Source organism: Chloracidobacterium sp. (assembly GCA_016716305.1).
GTDB lineage: Bacteria > Acidobacteriota > Blastocatellia > Pyrinomonadales > Pyrinomonadaceae > OLB17.
In genome coordinates, this window is record JADJWP010000002.1 from 1,914,563 (window position 1) to 1,931,329 (window position 16,767).

Consider the following 16,767-nt stretch of genomic DNA (forward strand, 5'->3'; position numbering starts at 1 on the left):
TCAGATCAATTTGGCAGCCGAGAACCTGTCGGCTTTTCATACGTTTTGTTTTTGATATACGCGATCCAAGTTCTGACACTAAAGATCCAAATAATTACGATAAGACAGCATAAAGGAATAAGCAGCAAATTTATCCAGAGTCTATCACTCTTGTAAAATTCTCGCCGCAGCGTGGAGTTTTCAGGCGCCGACGGATCGAAGAAGATGTTCACGGTCCGTTCCGCGGTCTGACGCAGTTTCAACTCTGCGAGGCCGTCTTTTGAAAGTACGGCGTCCAAGATCGCGAGCTTCTGTTCCGCCTTAAGCTCGCCGAACGGCTCCAGGAGTTCGAGGGCTTCCTCCTTCGTCTGAAATCGCGGAGGATCGGCAGAAAAGGCGACCCTTGCGCCTTCGAAAGATATCCCTTCGACCTCGTACGTGTAAGACGCGAGAGGCTGAAAACGACCTGAATCCGGCCGAACCCACGATGATGTGATCTGAGCCGTCGTCGCCGGCCAATGTTGGCTCGATCGCGACTGCAAATAAACTTCGACATCCGAATAGATCATCGTAGCCGAAAACGCACCGCCGAGGACCAACACGACGAGGAACCCAAAATAGACGGCGATCGAACCTGCCAAATAAAGCGGCCAAAGCTTAGCGTGATTCGCTGGCGGTGGGAAAGGAAAAAATCCGGCCATGTGCTTGTCCTTCTATCTCCTATTTGGCCAGCTCGGCCCTGACCACTGCTTCGAACTTATCCCAGGCCGATATCGTACTTCGCCAGTAAACTATCTCGCCGTTCCTACCGATCACGATATTTTTTGGATACCCTGAAAACTTAAACAAATCCAAGACAGATCCCGCCTCGGCGGCCTGCTCATAGTCGAACCGCTCCTTTGCAAGGAATCTCTTGACGTTTGCGGCCGGATCGCGTGTCAAAGCCAGAAAGACCAGATCTTCGGTCTGGCCGAACTTCGCTTTCAGATCGTTCAGCCCTGGTTTGTGCGCAAGACAAACCGGGCATCCGATGAACCAGAAATTCAGCACCACGACCTTGCCTTTCAGATCAGCGGACGAGATCTTCTTGCCGTTGATGGTCAAGACCGTAAACTCGGGGACCATCATCCCCTCCTGTGGTATCTTTTGAAGCCGGAATTCGGTCGAACCGTCGCCGAGCGTTCTCACAACGGTTCCGTCGGGATAGTGGAAATTCGCCATTCTGATATCGACGAACTCGTTGTTGCTTATCACATTACCGTCGGAATCGCGGAAAATGGTCTTGGTTTCTGATCGTACGGTGGATTGCGCCGGAGAATTTTGAGCACCTGCAAAACCAGCCACAAGCATGAATGGAAGCAGGATCGTGCGAAAAACGCGGTGTGAAAAGATCATCGTCACGAGTTTATTGTCGATCGGCCGATAGGTGAACGGCTATCTCCTCAATCGGTCGGCGGGTACAAGCGTTCGAACTCGGGATCGCCGTGGAGTATCGCGAGATCGGGATCTTTGCGCGTCCACGCCGAGTTTCGATTGCCGCCTTCCCACGCTTTCTTAAGAGCCACCATCGCATCGGCCGGTTTGTTCATGGCGCAGAAGACACAAGCCGTATTGTAGAGGATCATCGTATCATCCGGGCGCAAGGCCATCGCCATTTCGGCCTCTCGCTTCGCCTCATCCATCCGGCCCTGCATCGCATAATCGCTGGCAAGCAAGACCCTCGCCCGGGCATCCTCGGGAACCTTTTTCAGATGCTCTTCAAAGACCGCTATCTCGCGGTGAAGAAAATTTGTCAAAGCCTCTTTTTTTCCTAACGCACCCAGCGCGTTGTGTATGGGAATTGTCGTATTATAGTTTTCGCCCGCATGAGCAAGTGCCTCTTCCATCACTTCGGCGATCTCCTGGTATCGCCCGGCCTCAAAAAGCGCTCGGCCTAATAGATAGTATCCGCCGTCGAGATCCGGATCGCGGTTCAGCGCCGCCCGCACCTTGCCGACCGCATCGTCATAACGGCCTTCAGCAAAATCGACCCAGGCCTCAGCAAGCCTGATCTCAGGTGCATCGTTTCCGCCCGAACTTGCCTTCTTGGTCGCGGCTATCGCCCGGTCGATCCATTGCTGCTGGCGGTCAAAATGATAGTAATACTGGGCACAGACGTTGGCCACGGCGGCATGAGCCAAGGCAAAGCCCAGGTCCAGGGCAACCGCGTTCTCGTACATCTGGAGCGCGACCTGAAGGTCCTGCCGGCCGACGCGCCGCGCGTAGTTTCTTCCTCTCAGATATAGGTCGTACGCCTGTAGATTTTCGGTCGGTTTTGCGGCGAGAGCCTCTTGTTCCTGCGGCGACAGCGTGATCCGCAAGGCAGCAGCGATCTTTGACGCGATCTCATCCTGCACCTCGAACACATCCGCCATCTCGCGGTCGTACCGCTCTGACCATAATGGGAAATCAGTTGCCGCATCGACCAATTGCGCGTTGATCCGAAGCCGATTGCCCGCACGCCGCAAACTACCGACAAGAACGTATGACGCACCAAGTTCTTTTCCGACCTGACCCGCAGTCACCGACTTGTCGCGGTAATTGAGGACCATAGCGCGCGAAAACGTCTTCAATCGCCGTATCTTCGAAAGCTCTGTCGTTATGTCTTCTGTAATGCCGTCACGCAGATACTCATCCTCTTTCATACCGCTCAGATTCTCGAAATACAGAACGGCGATCGAGTGTTCGTGAACGGCCTGCGGTGAACGCGTACTGTGGATCGCGGCGGATTCGCCCGAATGACGGCCCGAATCAAGATCGCGTTTTAATCTCTTAAGTGCAGTTTTCAGGTCGGTCGCACTTTGATACCTCAGATCGCGGTCCTTTTCGAGGGCCTGTCCGATTATTCGGCCGAGTTCCGGCGGCAGCGACGGGTTCACCTGTGTCACGGGTGTCGGATCACGGTTAAGTATCGAATCGAATACGACGGCAGATGTATCGCCCTGAAACGGAAGAACTCCGGTCGCCATCTGGTACAAAACGGTTCCGACCGAGAACAGGTCGGTTCGAGCATCGGTGATCTCGCCGCGCGCCTGCTCGGGCGACATATAGGCGATAGTGCCCATTGTTGCTCCGGCCGAGGTTAGTTCGTCGGCGATCGCCGTCGGGATATTGGACGAAGCATCGGGCTTCTGGCGGTCGATCTTGGCCAAACCGAAATCCAGGATCTTTGCCTGGCCGCGCGACGTGACAAACATGTTCGCGGGCTTCAGATCGCGATGGACTATACCCTTGGAATGTGCTGATTCAAGCGCGTCGACGATCTGAACTCCAAGAGTCAAAAGCGAATCGATGTCCAAAGGGCCGCGTCGGATACGCTCAGCAAGCGGCTCGCCGTCGAGCAGTTCCATCACGATGAAGTGATCGTTCTCATGCTGTTCGATACCATGGATAGTACAAATATTCGGATGGTTAAGGGCCGAGGCCGCCCGGGCCTCGCGTTGAAATCGCTGGAGCAGGTTCTCGTCACCAGCCATAGCAGGCGTGAGAAATTTTAGGGCGACCCGGCGGCCTAGATTCGTATCCTCAGCTTCGTAAACCACTCCCATTCCGCCCTCGCCAAGCTGAGAGGTGATCTGATAGTGCGAGATCGTCTTACCGAGCATATAGCCTCCATTTCTCCGAAAACCAAATCGGTCGTCCGCGAATCACCGCCAGTGCAACGCCTCACCGCCAATGCGCGGAAGCGACGCCAACGTTCGAATTTCGGTCGACAAAAGCTCTAAGCCAGAGACATTCGCGCGAACATGGCCGGGCCGATCAGGCAGAGTATCCCTTCGCCCCATCGAAGTTGTATAGATTCTCGGTTTTGATAACATCCAGCCCGGCGTCGTTGAATCGGCCGAGAAGCGAGATGATCTGCTCGTGTGTTACGGCAGAACCTTCGCCGTTCTCAGCAGTAAAGCGGCAACGCCAATGATCGACGGTAAAAGTGTCTGAAAAACCGCCGGGATATACCTTTACCCCGCGATTTGCGATCGACTGCAGAACAAGGCCGTCGCCATTAACGCCCTCGACCAAGCCGCCGAGTTCGTTCGCGACTCCGTAAAACGAACCCTTCCACCAATCTAGAAAGACGTCGACGCCAACAAGGTCTTTTTTCTGCGGTTCCGGGGTCGAATAGATCGGCTTTGGATCGGTATCCACGACATTTGCCGAATACGTGACGGGTTTGAGGGTCTCAGGCTTTTGCCCGATCCGATCGACGACCGCCTGTGCAAACTCCCTGGTCCCGACCTTCTCTTTCGAGATGCCGTCTTTGAACATGTCGTACGTGTGAATACCGTCCTCGATCGTGCGAAGCCACGCATTATGGGCAAGCTCGGCAACATCCGGCTGATTGATGTGTACGAGCATCAATATCGAACCAAGGAACAGTCCCGACGGGTTGGCAAGGTTTTGCCCGGCTCGCCGCGGTGCCGAACCATGTATCGCCTCGAACATTGCCACCTGTTCGCCAATGTTCGACGAACCCGCAAGACCGACCGAGCCGGCGATCTGTGCTGCCACATCCGACAAAACGTCGCCGTAAAGGTTCGGCATTACGATCACGTCGAAATTTTCGGGCGTGTCGGCGAGTTTTGCGGAGCCGATATCGACGATCCAATGGTCGGCCTCAATGCCCGGATATTCAGGTGCGATCTCGTCAAATACGCGGTGAAAGAGACCGTCGGTCCGCTTCATTATGTTGTCCTTAATGAAGCAGGTGACCTTTTTTCGGTTGAATTTTTTTGCGTACTCAAAAGCGTACCGAACTATCTTTTCACTGCCGGGCCGCGAAATAAGCTTGAGACATTCTTCGACCTGCCCGGTCTGCCGGTACTCGATCCCCGCGTACGTATCCTCTTCGTTCTCACGCACAATGACAACATCCATCACCGGGTGTTTCGTCTGCACGAACGGATGATATGAGACGCACGGCCTGACGTTCGCATAAAGTCCTAGCGTTTTACGGACCGCCACGTTCAAAGAGCTGTAACCGCCGCCCTGCGGCGTGGTTATCGGCGCCTTCAGAAAGACCTTGGTTCGGCGAAGGCTTTCCCACGATTCCGGTGCGATCCCGGCCGCATTTCCGCTCAAATACACTTTCTCGCCGATCTCGATGGTCTCGATGTCGATGCGGGCTCCGGCTTCTTTCAGAATGTGAAGCGTCGCCTCCATTATCTCAGGCCCGATGCCGTCGCCATGAGCGACGGTAATAGGAACGTTGGACATATTTATCTCTTAAATCCTCGATTTTGTTTACTGTTAACGAAAACGAGATTTTATAGGATATAGGAACATTAGGCAACGGCCGCCTGGTTTCGGCGCAGTACCAAAGGCATACGGGAGATTATTAGATTGGCGTCGGCGACAACTATCGATATAATTTACAAACGGCATCGTAATAAATTGCATCAGAGTCTAAATGTTGAGCAGGTATACGCGGATCCGGATGGGTCGGGAGCAAGATTTGTTGAAAAGAGCATTACTACTGGTTTCGTTCCTATTTCTGATCAGCGGCGAGATCACGGCCCAATTCCCTCAGATGCGCCGTACTGAAGAGAGGCGTCAGCGGGCGATCGAGGCGGACGAAAAACGTCAACGCGAACTTGAAGAATCGCGATCGTCTACCGCTTTGCCGAAACCAAAGCCGGCGGTCCTTAATCAGGATGTTCGGATCGTTCTCGCAAACCGCGACGTGAGATCGTTTGCTGAAGCGTCAAACAATCAGGTCAAAAAGATAGCCGATGGCGAAGCACTTTGGCTGTATGTGAAATTCAAGACCAAGCTTGGCGATTACGTTCTCACGCTCCCCGATCCTGAGAATCAACCGGGCCTGATGTATCGTCTGTACGCTGAGATCGCTCCTCAGAACGACCCGACGGCGTTAGGCCAGTACGTCCTGCAATTCTCGAAAGAGGATCTCGAAAAGACCGAATTAAAGATCAATCTTTCGCCAGGAATGCCCGGCCGAAACGCAGCGATCCCGATATTTCTCGATGTCGCGGCAACTCGCCGTCCGGGTGTTTGGAGCAACGACTTTCGATTGACGAACACGACCCTCATCCCCAGGGCGGCCACCGAAAATCTGGCAATAGCGAATGTCGTCTTCGAGTTTCCGGGACGAGTGACGAAATACCCCGGGTTGCGCGACGACTTTGAATCGATGGTACTTCGCGGGACGACCGACCTTGCGGCCCTGCCGATCATAGGCTCGTTCTACAGCCTTCCGATCAAGACGACGATAGTGGCGAGACTAAAGGCCGTTGGAATTACGCCGGTTAGATTCTATTTCGCCAGTGACAACTGGTCTGAGCATGGCGCATCGATGCTGTTTCCCGAGAAACGACGTACGGTTTACGCGGCCTACACTTACAGAAAAAGCGAAGATTGCTTTTACGGGGTTGCTGAGTTCAAGCAAAAATTTGACAGTTCGGCGGGACAATTCGTTGATGATTCGATCAAATTCGCGAATGACCTTGCGATTGAATGCTCGAAGCTCGAATAGCATCGGTTCGCATTACGTGATCGCATCGATCTTTGCCGCAAGGTCAAAATCCAAAGGTGTGATGCCGCCTCGATCGTGCGTTGTGATCTCAAATTCGGCATAGCCCCAGCCGAGCCGAATGTCAGGGTGATGATCGGCCGCATCAGCGATCTTTCCGGCCTTGTTGACAAAGTCCAGGCTGGACGAAAAGTCAGGAAACTCAAATCTCCTGAACAACTTGCCGTGCTGGACGCCCCATGCTGGCCGCTCGGCCAACCATTTACCGATCTCTTCTGCCTCTAGTTTTCTGCGTTCCATCAATTTTTCGTTCCGGTGTTTTCGGTTATACTTGCCATTTACACTATCTTACTACATTCATTTTTCATACATCGCAATGAAGGCATTTATCCGAAAAGGATCACTATTCCTGCTTTTTGCATTATTGTCCGCCGCGTGTTCGTCTGAAAAAGAACCGTCATCGCCTAAAGAGACCTTTCGCACCTATTCCCGTGCGGTCAAACAGAAAGACATCACCACAATGAAGCTCCTGCTTTCTGCGGAATCGATAAAAATGCACGAGCAGGAGGCGAAGGCCCAGGGCGTAACTCTTGACGATATCGTTAAGCGTGAAACTCTACTCAACGAGAGCCAGACGGTCGTGAAAGTCCGAAACGAAAAGATCGAAGGCGAAAAAGCAACGCTTGAGGTCGAAAATTCGATGGGTATATGGGAGACGATCCCATTCGTCTTTGAGGGCGGGGAGTGGAAGATCGATAAGAAAGGATACCAAGAACGGCTGATGCGTGACATCGAAGAGATAAATCAGCAGCAGTTGGACGACGTGATCAATAAGGGACGAATAGATCCCTCCAATTCGCAATCGACGGAAGGCGGAAATTCGAACACGCCCATCAACTCGAACACGCCAACCATTACGGACGCGAACTCCGATACGAATACCAATGCCAACACCGGCGCCAAACGACCGTCGCCCGAAGATTGAACCCCTCAAGGAGAATCTGTGTCATTGATCAGACCATTTTGTGCTTTGCGTCCGGTTCCGGCGAAGGCAAAGCAGGTTTCAAGCGTGCCGTACGACGTTGTTCATGAATCGGAAGTTCGCGGCTTCATCGCTGCAAACCCGCTTAGTTTTCTCAGGATCACGCGGCCTGAGGGCGAGGCATTCGACAAGGGCGTATCGCCGGCCGCGATCGCAAAGCAGAACCTCGATGACTTGATCACTGCAGGCGTACTTGTTGCCGACGATGAGCCGGCATATTTCGTTTATCGCCTCGAGACACCGTCGCATGCGCAAACAGGAATCGTCGCTTGCTGTTCGCTTGATGAATACGAGAAAGGCAGGATAAAAAAACACGAAAAGACCCGTCCCGACAAGGTCAACGAACGTACGGAGCACATGCTTGGCCTGCGTGCACAAACAGGGCTTATCTTCCTCGCATATCGCGAGACCGAACGAATAAAGGCGATCGTCGACAAAGAATCGTCGTTAGATCCGCTCTACGATTTCGAGGGCGCGGATACCGTTCGTCAGACCGTCTGGAAAGTGCACGATACGCAGGCTTTGACCGACGCATTTGGCGAGGTCGATGCGCTCTACATTGCCGATGGCCATCATCGTGCCGAGAGTGCGCTGCTGGCCAGAAACGCACTTCGAGACCGCGATCCGGATCACACCGGAAACGAAGACTACAACTTCGTTATGGCCGGCATATTTCCGGCTGACCGGCTGCAAATATTGGCTTATAACCGAGTGGTCAAGGGGATCGACAGCCTCACCGACGACGAGATAATCACCCGGATCAGCGAGAGCTTCATCGTCACGGCCGTTGACGATTGCACGCCCAAGGCACACGGTGAAATATGTATGTACCTGGCCGGCAAATGGTACGACCTTCAGTTTTCGGTGAATTATTTTCGTGCTCCCGATCCCATTGAACGGCTTGATGTGAGTATTCTGCAGCAGTTTGTCCTCGGGCCTGCTCTCGGCATTACCGACCCGCAAACCGATGAACGGATCGGGTTCGTAGGCGGCATTCACGGTACTGAAGAGCTTAAAAGGATCGTCGATTCGGGCGAGGCGCGAATTGCCTTCTCGCTCTTCCCGACGACGATCGACGATCTGCTGGCCGTGTCCGACATGGGCGAGATAATGCCGCCGAAATCGACCTGGTTCGAACCAAAGCTGAAAGACGGCCTATTCGTCCATTTGATCTGACCTGCTCACGTCAGCATTATATCGCGAACTCCGGAAAGCACTCCGTTCCGGTCCTTTGCCAGGCTTAGGATCGGATTAAAACCACCTTTCGTTATAACCCGCTCACGTGCTGTTATGAACCGGTCACCTTCGAACAGGATCGAATCGATCCAATCCTCTTTTCGCTCGACGGTCGTAACCGTCATATGAATGTGTTTTGCGATCGTCGAATTAGGGTACGACGCCGGCAGGATCGTCTCGAAAGAGTACTGTCCGTTCGTGTCCGTGAGCATCCATCCCCGAAATCGCCCGTGTTTGTGTTCGTTTCCTCTGCCGTAAATGCCGTGAATGTCGGTGTGGTAGGCATAGATCAGAGCATTTGCATAGGGAGTCTTGCCGTCTTTGCCGTAGACCGTTCCGCGGATCGCGATCCGCTCACCGGCTTCAGGTTTGGGCGCGATCAACGCTGCCGGTCCTACGGTGGCCGGCATATCCCTCGCACCGCACCAACTGCATGACGGGTCAGTGATCGCATTGCGCAGCAATCCCTGACGAAGATCATGAACGGCACCTTGCGCGAACATATCTGACCTGCAGCCGAACAATAACGGAAGCGAAAGGGCGATCGAGGCTGCACGAACGAATTCCCGCCTACTTGTTTGATCTGACAGTTTTGGTTCATCAAGCATCATTCCGGTTACCTCGCTTTTGAATTCTCTGCATTGAATACACCGCAAAGCGCTGATTTGTAACTAATTTGTCACCAAACGAAAAAAAGCCGTGACCGGGAGTTCCGCTTACGGGACGTTGCCACAGGAAATGCGGGTTTTGAAACCATAACTGAAGCCGACCTGCGCCCGACATAGGCGGACTATGATCGACGCGCCGGTCCAGGTCGGCGATTCCTATTTGAAAGGGCTTGCACTGTCGTGTTGATCCGGTTTCAACTGTTTGATCAGTTCACGGGTGATAATGGCCCGATCAACTGACTTTCGGCCGCTTTGTCTGTGTTAGAATCTCATCATCGCGGAGGCCGTATACACGAGATCGGAACATGATAGAGACAGCAAGGCTTCAATTTCGAAGGTTCACCCTTGACGACTTGCCATTATTGATCGAACAGCGCTCGGACCCCGAGGTGAACAAGTACCTCGGCGGGGTGCGACTTCAAAACCCGACGGCCCTGGCAACGCGGATCAGGTTCTACATCGGTTGTTACGAAAGCCACGGCGTCGGTATGTGTGCGATGATCTGGAAGGAAACGGGCGAGATAATAGGATCGGCAGGCCTACAACCGCTTGAGGGAACCGACGAGATCGAGGTCGGGTACAGTATGGTAAAGCCGTTTTGGGGCCGCGGCATCGGGACCGAGGCGGCACGCGGCTGGCTGGAATACGGTTTCGGTACTATGGGTCTCGACCGGATCGTTGCCGTTGCACAGCTTGAAAATTCTGCTTCGAGACGCATAATGGAAAAGCTGGGAATGCAGCACGAGAAGACCGAAGACCACTACGGAGCGGCGTGCGCTTTCTATGTGATCTCTAAGGCAGATTTTGAAAGGAGTTCCGGATGAAAAAATTTCTCCTCATATCGTTGTTCGCCATTCTTGTGTCCTTTTCATCGGCGCAGGAAAAAATGCCCGAAAGCCGCTGGGCATCAATGGATAAGACCCGCATTCACTATTACGACATCGGAAGCCAGAAGAATAAGAACGCGATCGTCTTCATCCACGGGTGGACCTGCAGTGCCGACTTCTGGCGAGGGAGCTACAACGAATTTCCGCAGAATCGAGTGATCGCGATCGATCTTGTCGGGCATGGTCAAAGCGATCGCCCGAACGCGATATACTCGATGGATCTTTTTGCGAAGTCGGTCGACGCAGTGCTCACCAAAGCAAAGGTCGATAAAGCGGTATTGGTCGGCCATAGCATGGGCACACCGGTCGCCCGCCAATTTTATCGGCTATTTCCTCAGAAGGTCGCCGGCGTCGTGATAGTCGACGGTGCGCTTCGACCCTTCGCGAGCAGCGAGATATTCGAACAGTACTTCGCTCCGGTTCGCTCTAATTACGCAAAGAATGCGCCGGGTTTCATGGACGGAATGCTCAACGACATTAAAGATGTTGAACTGAGAACCTGGATCCGTGAGCGAATGCTGGCCACGCGTGCTCCGGTCGCCTTGAGCGCAATGGACGCCATGCTTGACCCTTCGATCTGGGGTTCAGACAAGATAAACGTCCCGGTTTTGGCCGTGATGGCCGAATCGCAATCGTGGAAACCCGACGAAGAGGAATTTTTCCGCTCGGTCGCCCCGAATCTTGAATTCAGGATGTGGAAGAGCATCAGCCACTTCCTGATGATGGAGAAACCGGCCGAGTTCAATAACGAGATCAAGGCATTCGTCGCAAAGAACAAACTGCTTTGATCCGCTTTGAGCTTTTCTCATTGCCAAAATGAAAGTTAGTTATCCTAAGCTGCTTTTTGCTGTTGTAATGGCGCTCTATTTTTTGTGGATCGCCTACGACCCGATGCAGGGCAGCTTTCTGGATATGGTCGATCTGCCGATACATGAGACCGGCCACCTTTTGTTTACGCCGTTCGGCGAGTTCATGATGATCGCCGGAGGCTCGCTTTTTCAGGTGATATTGCCGGCGGTTTTCGTCGGGTACTTCGTATGGAAAAGGCAGCTCTATTCGGCGTCGATCGTGCTTTTGTGGGTCGGCCAGAGCATTTTGAATGTCTGGATGTACGCGGCCGATGCGGTCGTAATGCAGCTAGTACTGACAAGTGGAATGACAGGCAGCGAAGGAAGCTTTCACGATTGGAACTATATGCTGTCGCGGATGGGCCTTCTCGAATCGACCAAAACCGTCGCCGGCATTATCCGCGCCGCCGGTACATTGGCTATAATCGCTGCAGTCGCCCTCTCGGTCTATTACTCGTTCGTCCCAAGCGACGATACCGGCCATGATCTATGAAAGCTGCCTTGATCACAGGTGCATCCAGCGGCATTGGCGAGGCCTTTGCCCGGCGGCTTGCTGAGGAAGGGAGCAACCTCGTTCTGGTTGCCCGTTCCGAAGACAAGCTGCGTTCACTTTGTGACGAGCTGAAAGCAAAGTTCGCGATCACCGCGCATTACATAGCCATTGATCTTGTCGATTTCGAGGCGGACAGGCGCCTTTTTGAGGAGACCGAACGCCACGGCCTGGAGATAGACCTGCTGATAAACAATGCCGGATTCGGCTCGATGGGCGACTTTGCCGACCTTGATCTCGAACGCGAACTTGAGATGATCAGCCTGAATGTGATGTCTTTGGTTGCTCTCACACATCGATACTTGACAAAGATGCGCGAAAGGAACGATGGAGCGATCGTCAATGTATCGTCTGCGGCCGGCTTTCAACCAATACCGTTCATGGCAACATACGCAGCGACGAAGTCGTTCGTTACATCTTTCTCAGAGGCCATCGCGGAAGAGAACCGGCCGTTTGGGATCCAGGTACTTGCCTTATGTCCCGGTTCAACGAAGACCAATTTCTTTAACGCTTCGAACATCGAACGTGCGATAAAGGTCAAGGGCCAGCAGACGGCTGATGACGTGGTCGAGACGGCATTGAATGCGCTCAATGGACGCAAAGCGAAAGTAGTTTCAGGTTGGGCGAATTTTCTCGTGGCTACAGCGACCAACTTCGTCCCCAACTCGCTGATCATCCGCGCGATCGGCCGCGGTCTGCGTTCGAAGTATCAAGGCAAGAAATGAAATTTACTGTGATCGGCAGCGGCTCGACCGGGAACGCGGTCCTGATCGCCAGCGAAACGACCAAAGTGTTGGTCGATGCGGGCCTCAGCGCCCGCGAAACGCTCAGGCGGCTTGCATCTGTCGGTGTAGATCCGGAGGATCTAGACGCCGTGCTCATCACCCACGAACACAGCGATCATGCCGGCGGTTTACGGGTCCTGATGCGGTCGCTAAGCTGTCCGGTCTTCATTTCGCGGCCAACCGAAGATGCGTTTTATTCGACGCGTCGGGGCGAATCGAACGGCGACAGCGAAGGCCTCAAACGGCACGAAGCGCTCAAGGACAGAACCGTCGAGATCGAATCTGATGCCGAGTTCCGCATTGGTGATATCGACTTCGAACCGTTCACCGTTCCCCATGATGCCGCGGATAATTTCGGCTTCGTCGCCCGTCGCGACGGCGTTCGGGTCGCGACGCTGATGGATTTCGGGCACATCACCGAACTGATAAAGGAAAAGCTGCGCAATTGCGACGCGATCGTCATCGAATCGAACCACAGCCGCGATATGCTTCGCGCCTGCCACGTCTACAACTGGGAACTGAAGCAGCGGATAGCGTCGCAGACCGGCCACCTCTCGAACGAGGACCTGGCCGATTGGCTCACCAACGACTTTGACGGTACGGCCCGCCACATCATCCTCGCCCATCTATCGCAGCGCTCCAACGAGCCCAATCTCGCACGCATCACGGCGGAATCCGCGCTGCAGATGCGTTCGCCGCTTTTCCGCGCCGAAGCAGAGATCACTATCTCGGAACCTAAGCGGCCGACCGATTGGATCGCTATTCAATGAACGAGATGTTTCTGATCATTCGCACGCCATGCAGGATCTTTGGACGATCGTGAGTGAACAATAGCCCTTTTCAGGGTCACGCGTGCATGCCGATCTACTGATCTGGGTTTAGGCCTTCGTCGGCGACGTGGTTCATGCTCGGCTCGACCTCGGGCACGCAGATCATCCCGTTCGGTGCCGCAACAGACCGCCCCATCCCGAATGCGTTCGTCAGATAGCTGGTCGGAAACTGTCGGTCGCGACCGTTGTTCTTTACAAGCAGAAGCGGCGAGGTTCCACGGTCGGACCTGGCCAGCCGCTTTTGCTTTTTTGCTTTTGGCGGCGGGCAAAAGTTTTTCTTTGCCAACTAATCGCCAACTGGGCTACTGTAATTAAGTACTGTCTTTGAGTTGTGCGCGTTCCCTCGCCCTTTCAGGCTTACCGCACCACATATCGCTCAAAATTTGAAAGACCAAATGGCACCTTTCCGCAGCGCTTTCTCCGCGTGTTTGTTGCGGTGCCTTGTGCAGGAGATTTAAATGTTGGATCCCCGACCGTTAATTAATTGCTTTTTGCGATCGTTGTTTGCCGCGGCGTTAGTCCAGATCCTTTTTTTGTCAGGACAAACAGATGGTCAGACGTCAATAGACGAAAGCACTTCACCTTGGAAGCCGGTCTCCGAATCTGCTATCGCGAACCGCGGCCGGCGTTTGTTGTTGCCGGAGAAGTATGTGGTTGCCGGACTTGACCGGAATGCTCTGAAAAAGATCTTCGACGCAGCACCTCTCGAATTTTCAGAACAAGCCCGATCCGAGCAAGTGATTTTCTGGGTTCCGCGTCCCGATGGCACATTTATCCGATTTCGGATAGAAGAATCGCCGATCCTCTCGCCGGAGATCGCGGCCAAACATCCGCAGTGGAAGACATTTCAGGGCTATGCTGTCGACCTTCCCGGAGTTACCGCCCGATTCGATTGGACCGCCGATGGCTTTCACGGCTATGTTCTGGCAGCTGAAGGCACATTTTCGATCGATCCTTATCAAACGAACGACACTGAGAATTATATTGTCTTCTACAAAGGCCGGTTTGGAGCCCGTCAAGGCGTTTTCCACTGCAAACTCGATGAACTGCTCAGTGAAGAACGAGAAATGTTCAAGGCCCGCACGCCCGAACAGATCGACTTTTCGGATTTCGTACACGGTTCACAGATCCGCACTTATCGCCTAGCGGTAGCAACGACCGTCGAATATACCAACTTTTTTCGCCAAGCAGGCGATAACGACGAAGCGGCCAAAACGCGGGCGCTCAGCCGTGTTGTGACCAGCATCAATCGTATCGACGCCGTTTATCGAAAAGAGTTGGCGGTCAGCTTCGTTCTGGTCTCCGGAACAAATCTGATCTATGCCGTCGACCCTGAGATTCCTGCAAACTACAACAATAACGGATCATCCTCTGATCTGAACGCAAATCAGATCAACGTCGACTCGGTGATCGGCAGTGCGAATTACGATGTCGCCCACCTTTTTGAGACCGGCGACGGCGGCATTGCATCGCTTGCGTCGGTCTGCGGTTCGTCAAAGGCCCGCGGGCTGTCGGGGTTGCCGGAACCTCTCGGCGATCCGTTTGACGTAGATTACGTCGCGCACGAACTTGGGCACCAATTCGCCGCAAATCATACCTTCAATGCGACGAGCGATTGCGGTTCTTCGCCGGCCGCGGCGCGCAAAGAACCCGGAAGTGCCGTCACGATCATGGGTTACGCGGGCATTTGTTCGAGCACGGCGAATATTCAACGAAACTCGATCGATACGTTTCATATCCACAACCTGACCGAATCCATCAATTTCATTACCACCGGCAACGGTTCGACTTGCGGCACGCTGAACGGTACAAACGCACCGCCGGTGATAGCATCGCTCCAGAATTACACCATCCCGTTCAATACACCGTTCGCACTCACAGCGTCGGCGACCGACGCTGACGGCGATCCGCTGACCTACTCGTGGGAACAGAACGACGCGGCGGCATCGACATCCAACTATCCCTCGACGACCGACGACGACGATTTGAGCCTCGTGTTTCGCCCCGGATTCCGGTCCTATCTACCGACGACCGATGGTACGCGGACGTTCCCGAGCCTGACCTATGTCCTTAATGATTCGAACGAACCGCCCGTGACCTATTCCGGCCTATCGGCGACCGGATCGATTTGCGAGACGACCTGCATCACCGGCGAAGATCTGCCGTCGGCGGCGCGAACGATGAATTTCAGGGTGTCGGTCCGCGACGGACGCGGCGGCATCAGCGATGCCGGAACAGCGGTCACTGTTGTAAACACGACAACGCCTTTCAGAGTGACGTCGCAGAACACGAACCCTGCCGTTTGGGCCGCCAACTCGCTCCAGACCGTTACGTGGGACGTCAGCGGGACAACGGCGAACGGCATCGATACGGCAAATGTAAAGATCTCGTTCTCGGTCGACGGCGGCCAGACATTTCCATTCGTCGCTGCGGCATCGACGCCAAATGACGGCTCTCAATCGGTGGTCGTGCCGAAGGTGGCGACCGACCAGGCGCGGATCAAGATCGAGGGCGTCGGGAATATCTTCTTCGATGTCAACGATGTCGGCTTTCAGATCGCCGACAGCGTGGGTGGCCGTGCACCCTTTGATTTTGACGGCGACGGCAAGACTGACGTTTCGATCTTCAGGCCGTCGGTCGGGGAATGGTGGTATCGGAGAAGTCTCGATGGCCAGGTCCCGGCATTGCAGTTCGGCTCCGGGACGGATGTCGTTACGGCCGTCGATTTCACCGGCGACGGCAAGACCGATATAGCTTTCTTTCGTCCTGCTACCGGAGAATGGTTCGTGCTGCGGAGCGAGGACGGATCGTTCTACTCGTTCCCGTTCGGCGCCGCAGGCGATATTCCCGTGCCCGCCGATTTCGACGCCGACGGCGAGGCCGACCCGGCCGTTTTCAGGCCGTCATCGAATCTTTGGATCATCCTCCGTTCTTCTGATCAAGGCGTCACGTTCACCCAGTTCGGCATCGCCGGCGACCAGCCAACTGCCGCGGATTACGATGGCGACGGCAAAGCCGACGTCGGCGTATTTCGTCCGAACGGAGCTACCGGAGCCGAATGGTGGATCGCGCGGAGCACCGCGGGCGTTGTTGCGTTTCAGTTCGGTCAGCCAACCGATCGCACAGTTCCCGCAGATTATACGGGTGACGGCAAGGCCGATGTTGCGACCTGGCGGCAGGCGACCGGTGAGTGGTACATACTCCGATCGGAGGATTCATCGTTCTTCTCCTTCCCGTTTGGGACGGGCACTGACGTCCCATCGCCCGGCGATTACGACGGCGACGGAAAGAACGACGCCGGAGTTTTTCGTCCTTCGAACTCGACGTGGTACCTGCTCGGCTCAACGTCGGGAACGCAGATAATACCGTTCGGGACAGCAGGCGATATTCCGCTCCCGAGTGCATTTGTGAGATAA

16 protein-coding genes are annotated in these 16,767 nt (G+C 54.3%); 9 read left to right on the forward strand and 7 right to left on the reverse strand.

Annotated elements, in window-relative coordinates; all coding sequences use genetic code 11:
* Nucleotides 1–5: 5 nt before the first annotated feature.
* The 4 genes from IPM28_10540 to IPM28_10555 all read right to left on the reverse strand — a co-directional run bounded on the left by IPM28_10540 (nt 6) and on the right by IPM28_10555 (nt 5,232).
* Nucleotides 6–680, reverse strand: a complete 675-nt coding sequence (locus IPM28_10540) for a DUF3592 domain-containing protein (protein ID MBK9173428.1) — start codon at nt 678–680, stop codon at nt 6–8.
* 19 nt (nt 681–699) lie between these two features.
* Entirely contained in the window at nt 700–1,374 is a 675-nt protein-coding gene (locus tag IPM28_10545) for a TlpA family protein disulfide reductase (protein ID MBK9173429.1), read from the reverse strand.
* A gap of 47 nt (nt 1,375–1,421) precedes the next feature.
* Nucleotides 1,422–3,623: a protein kinase gene (locus IPM28_10550; protein MBK9173430.1), complete on the reverse strand. Its 2,202-nt coding sequence runs from the start codon at nt 3,621–3,623 to the stop codon at nt 1,422–1,424.
* 154 nt (nt 3,624–3,777) lie between these two features.
* Nucleotides 3,778–5,232: an NADP-dependent isocitrate dehydrogenase gene (locus IPM28_10555; GenBank protein MBK9173431.1), complete on the reverse strand. Its 1,455-nt coding sequence runs from the start codon at nt 5,230–5,232 to the stop codon at nt 3,778–3,780.
* A gap of 241 nt (nt 5,233–5,473) precedes the next feature.
* Between IPM28_10555 and IPM28_10560 the strand changes: the two genes are divergently transcribed.
* Nucleotides 5,474–6,508 (forward strand): hypothetical protein, encoded by a 1,035-nt coding sequence (locus IPM28_10560; protein MBK9173432.1) that lies wholly within the window; start codon nt 5,474–5,476, stop codon nt 6,506–6,508.
* Between the two features lie 12 nt (nt 6,509–6,520).
* Here the strand turns inward: IPM28_10560 and IPM28_10565 are convergent, their stop codons facing one another.
* Nucleotides 6,521–6,805: a 4a-hydroxytetrahydrobiopterin dehydratase gene (locus IPM28_10565; GenBank protein ID MBK9173433.1), complete on the reverse strand. Its 285-nt coding sequence runs from the start codon at nt 6,803–6,805 to the stop codon at nt 6,521–6,523.
* A gap of 76 nt (nt 6,806–6,881) precedes the next feature.
* On the opposite strand from IPM28_10565, the gene IPM28_10570 reads away from it, so the two are divergent.
* Nucleotides 6,882–7,490: a hypothetical protein gene (locus IPM28_10570; protein ID MBK9173434.1), complete on the forward strand. Its 609-nt coding sequence runs from the start codon at nt 6,882–6,884 to the stop codon at nt 7,488–7,490.
* Nucleotides 7,491–7,508: 18 nt separating this feature from the next.
* Nucleotides 7,509–8,723 carry a DUF1015 domain-containing protein gene (locus IPM28_10575; GenBank protein MBK9173435.1) on the forward strand — a complete coding sequence of 405 codons (1,215 nt, stop codon included), beginning with the start codon at nt 7,509–7,511 and terminating at the stop codon, nt 8,721–8,723.
* Nucleotides 8,724–8,728: 5 nt separating this feature from the next.
* Here the strand turns inward: IPM28_10575 and IPM28_10580 are convergent, their stop codons facing one another.
* On the reverse strand, nt 8,729–9,394 hold the full coding sequence (locus tag IPM28_10580; GenBank protein MBK9173436.1) for a hypothetical protein: 666 nt from the start codon (nt 9,392–9,394) through the stop codon (nt 8,729–8,731).
* A 362-nt stretch (nt 9,395–9,756) separates the two neighbouring features.
* Here IPM28_10580 and IPM28_10585 point away from each other — a divergent pair, with 362 nt between their 5' ends.
* The 5 genes from IPM28_10585 to IPM28_10605 are packed head-to-tail and all read left to right on the forward strand — an operon-like array spanning nt 9,757 to nt 13,291.
* Nucleotides 9,757–10,275, forward strand: a complete 519-nt coding sequence (locus tag IPM28_10585) for a GNAT family N-acetyltransferase (protein ID MBK9173437.1) — start codon at nt 9,757–9,759, stop codon at nt 10,273–10,275.
* Nucleotides 10,272–11,126 (forward strand): alpha/beta hydrolase, encoded by an 855-nt coding sequence (locus tag IPM28_10590; GenBank protein MBK9173438.1) that lies wholly within the window; start codon nt 10,272–10,274, stop codon nt 11,124–11,126. Before IPM28_10585 ends, IPM28_10590 begins: the two co-directional genes overlap by 4 nt.
* A 28-nt stretch (nt 11,127–11,154) precedes the next feature.
* Entirely contained in the window at nt 11,155–11,679 is a 525-nt protein-coding gene (locus tag IPM28_10595) for a hypothetical protein (GenBank protein ID MBK9173439.1), read from the forward strand.
* Complete coding sequence (locus IPM28_10600) at nt 11,676–12,461, forward strand: SDR family oxidoreductase (GenBank protein ID MBK9173440.1); 786 nt, start codon at nt 11,676–11,678, stop codon at nt 12,459–12,461. The genes IPM28_10595 and IPM28_10600 overlap by 4 nt, the downstream gene beginning before the upstream one ends.
* Nucleotides 12,458–13,291 (forward strand): MBL fold metallo-hydrolase, encoded by an 834-nt coding sequence (locus IPM28_10605; protein ID MBK9173441.1) that lies wholly within the window; start codon nt 12,458–12,460, stop codon nt 13,289–13,291. The genes IPM28_10600 and IPM28_10605 overlap by 4 nt, the downstream gene beginning before the upstream one ends.
* Nucleotides 13,292–13,385: 94 nt before the next feature.
* On the opposite strand, the gene IPM28_10610 is transcribed toward IPM28_10605, so the two are convergent.
* Complete coding sequence (locus IPM28_10610) at nt 13,386–13,637, reverse strand: hypothetical protein (protein MBK9173442.1); 252 nt, start codon at nt 13,635–13,637, stop codon at nt 13,386–13,388.
* Between the two features lie 247 nt (nt 13,638–13,884).
* Between IPM28_10610 and IPM28_10615 the strand changes: the two genes are divergently transcribed.
* Complete coding sequence (locus IPM28_10615; protein ID MBK9173443.1) at nt 13,885–16,767, forward strand: hypothetical protein; 2,883 nt, start codon at nt 13,885–13,887, stop codon at nt 16,765–16,767.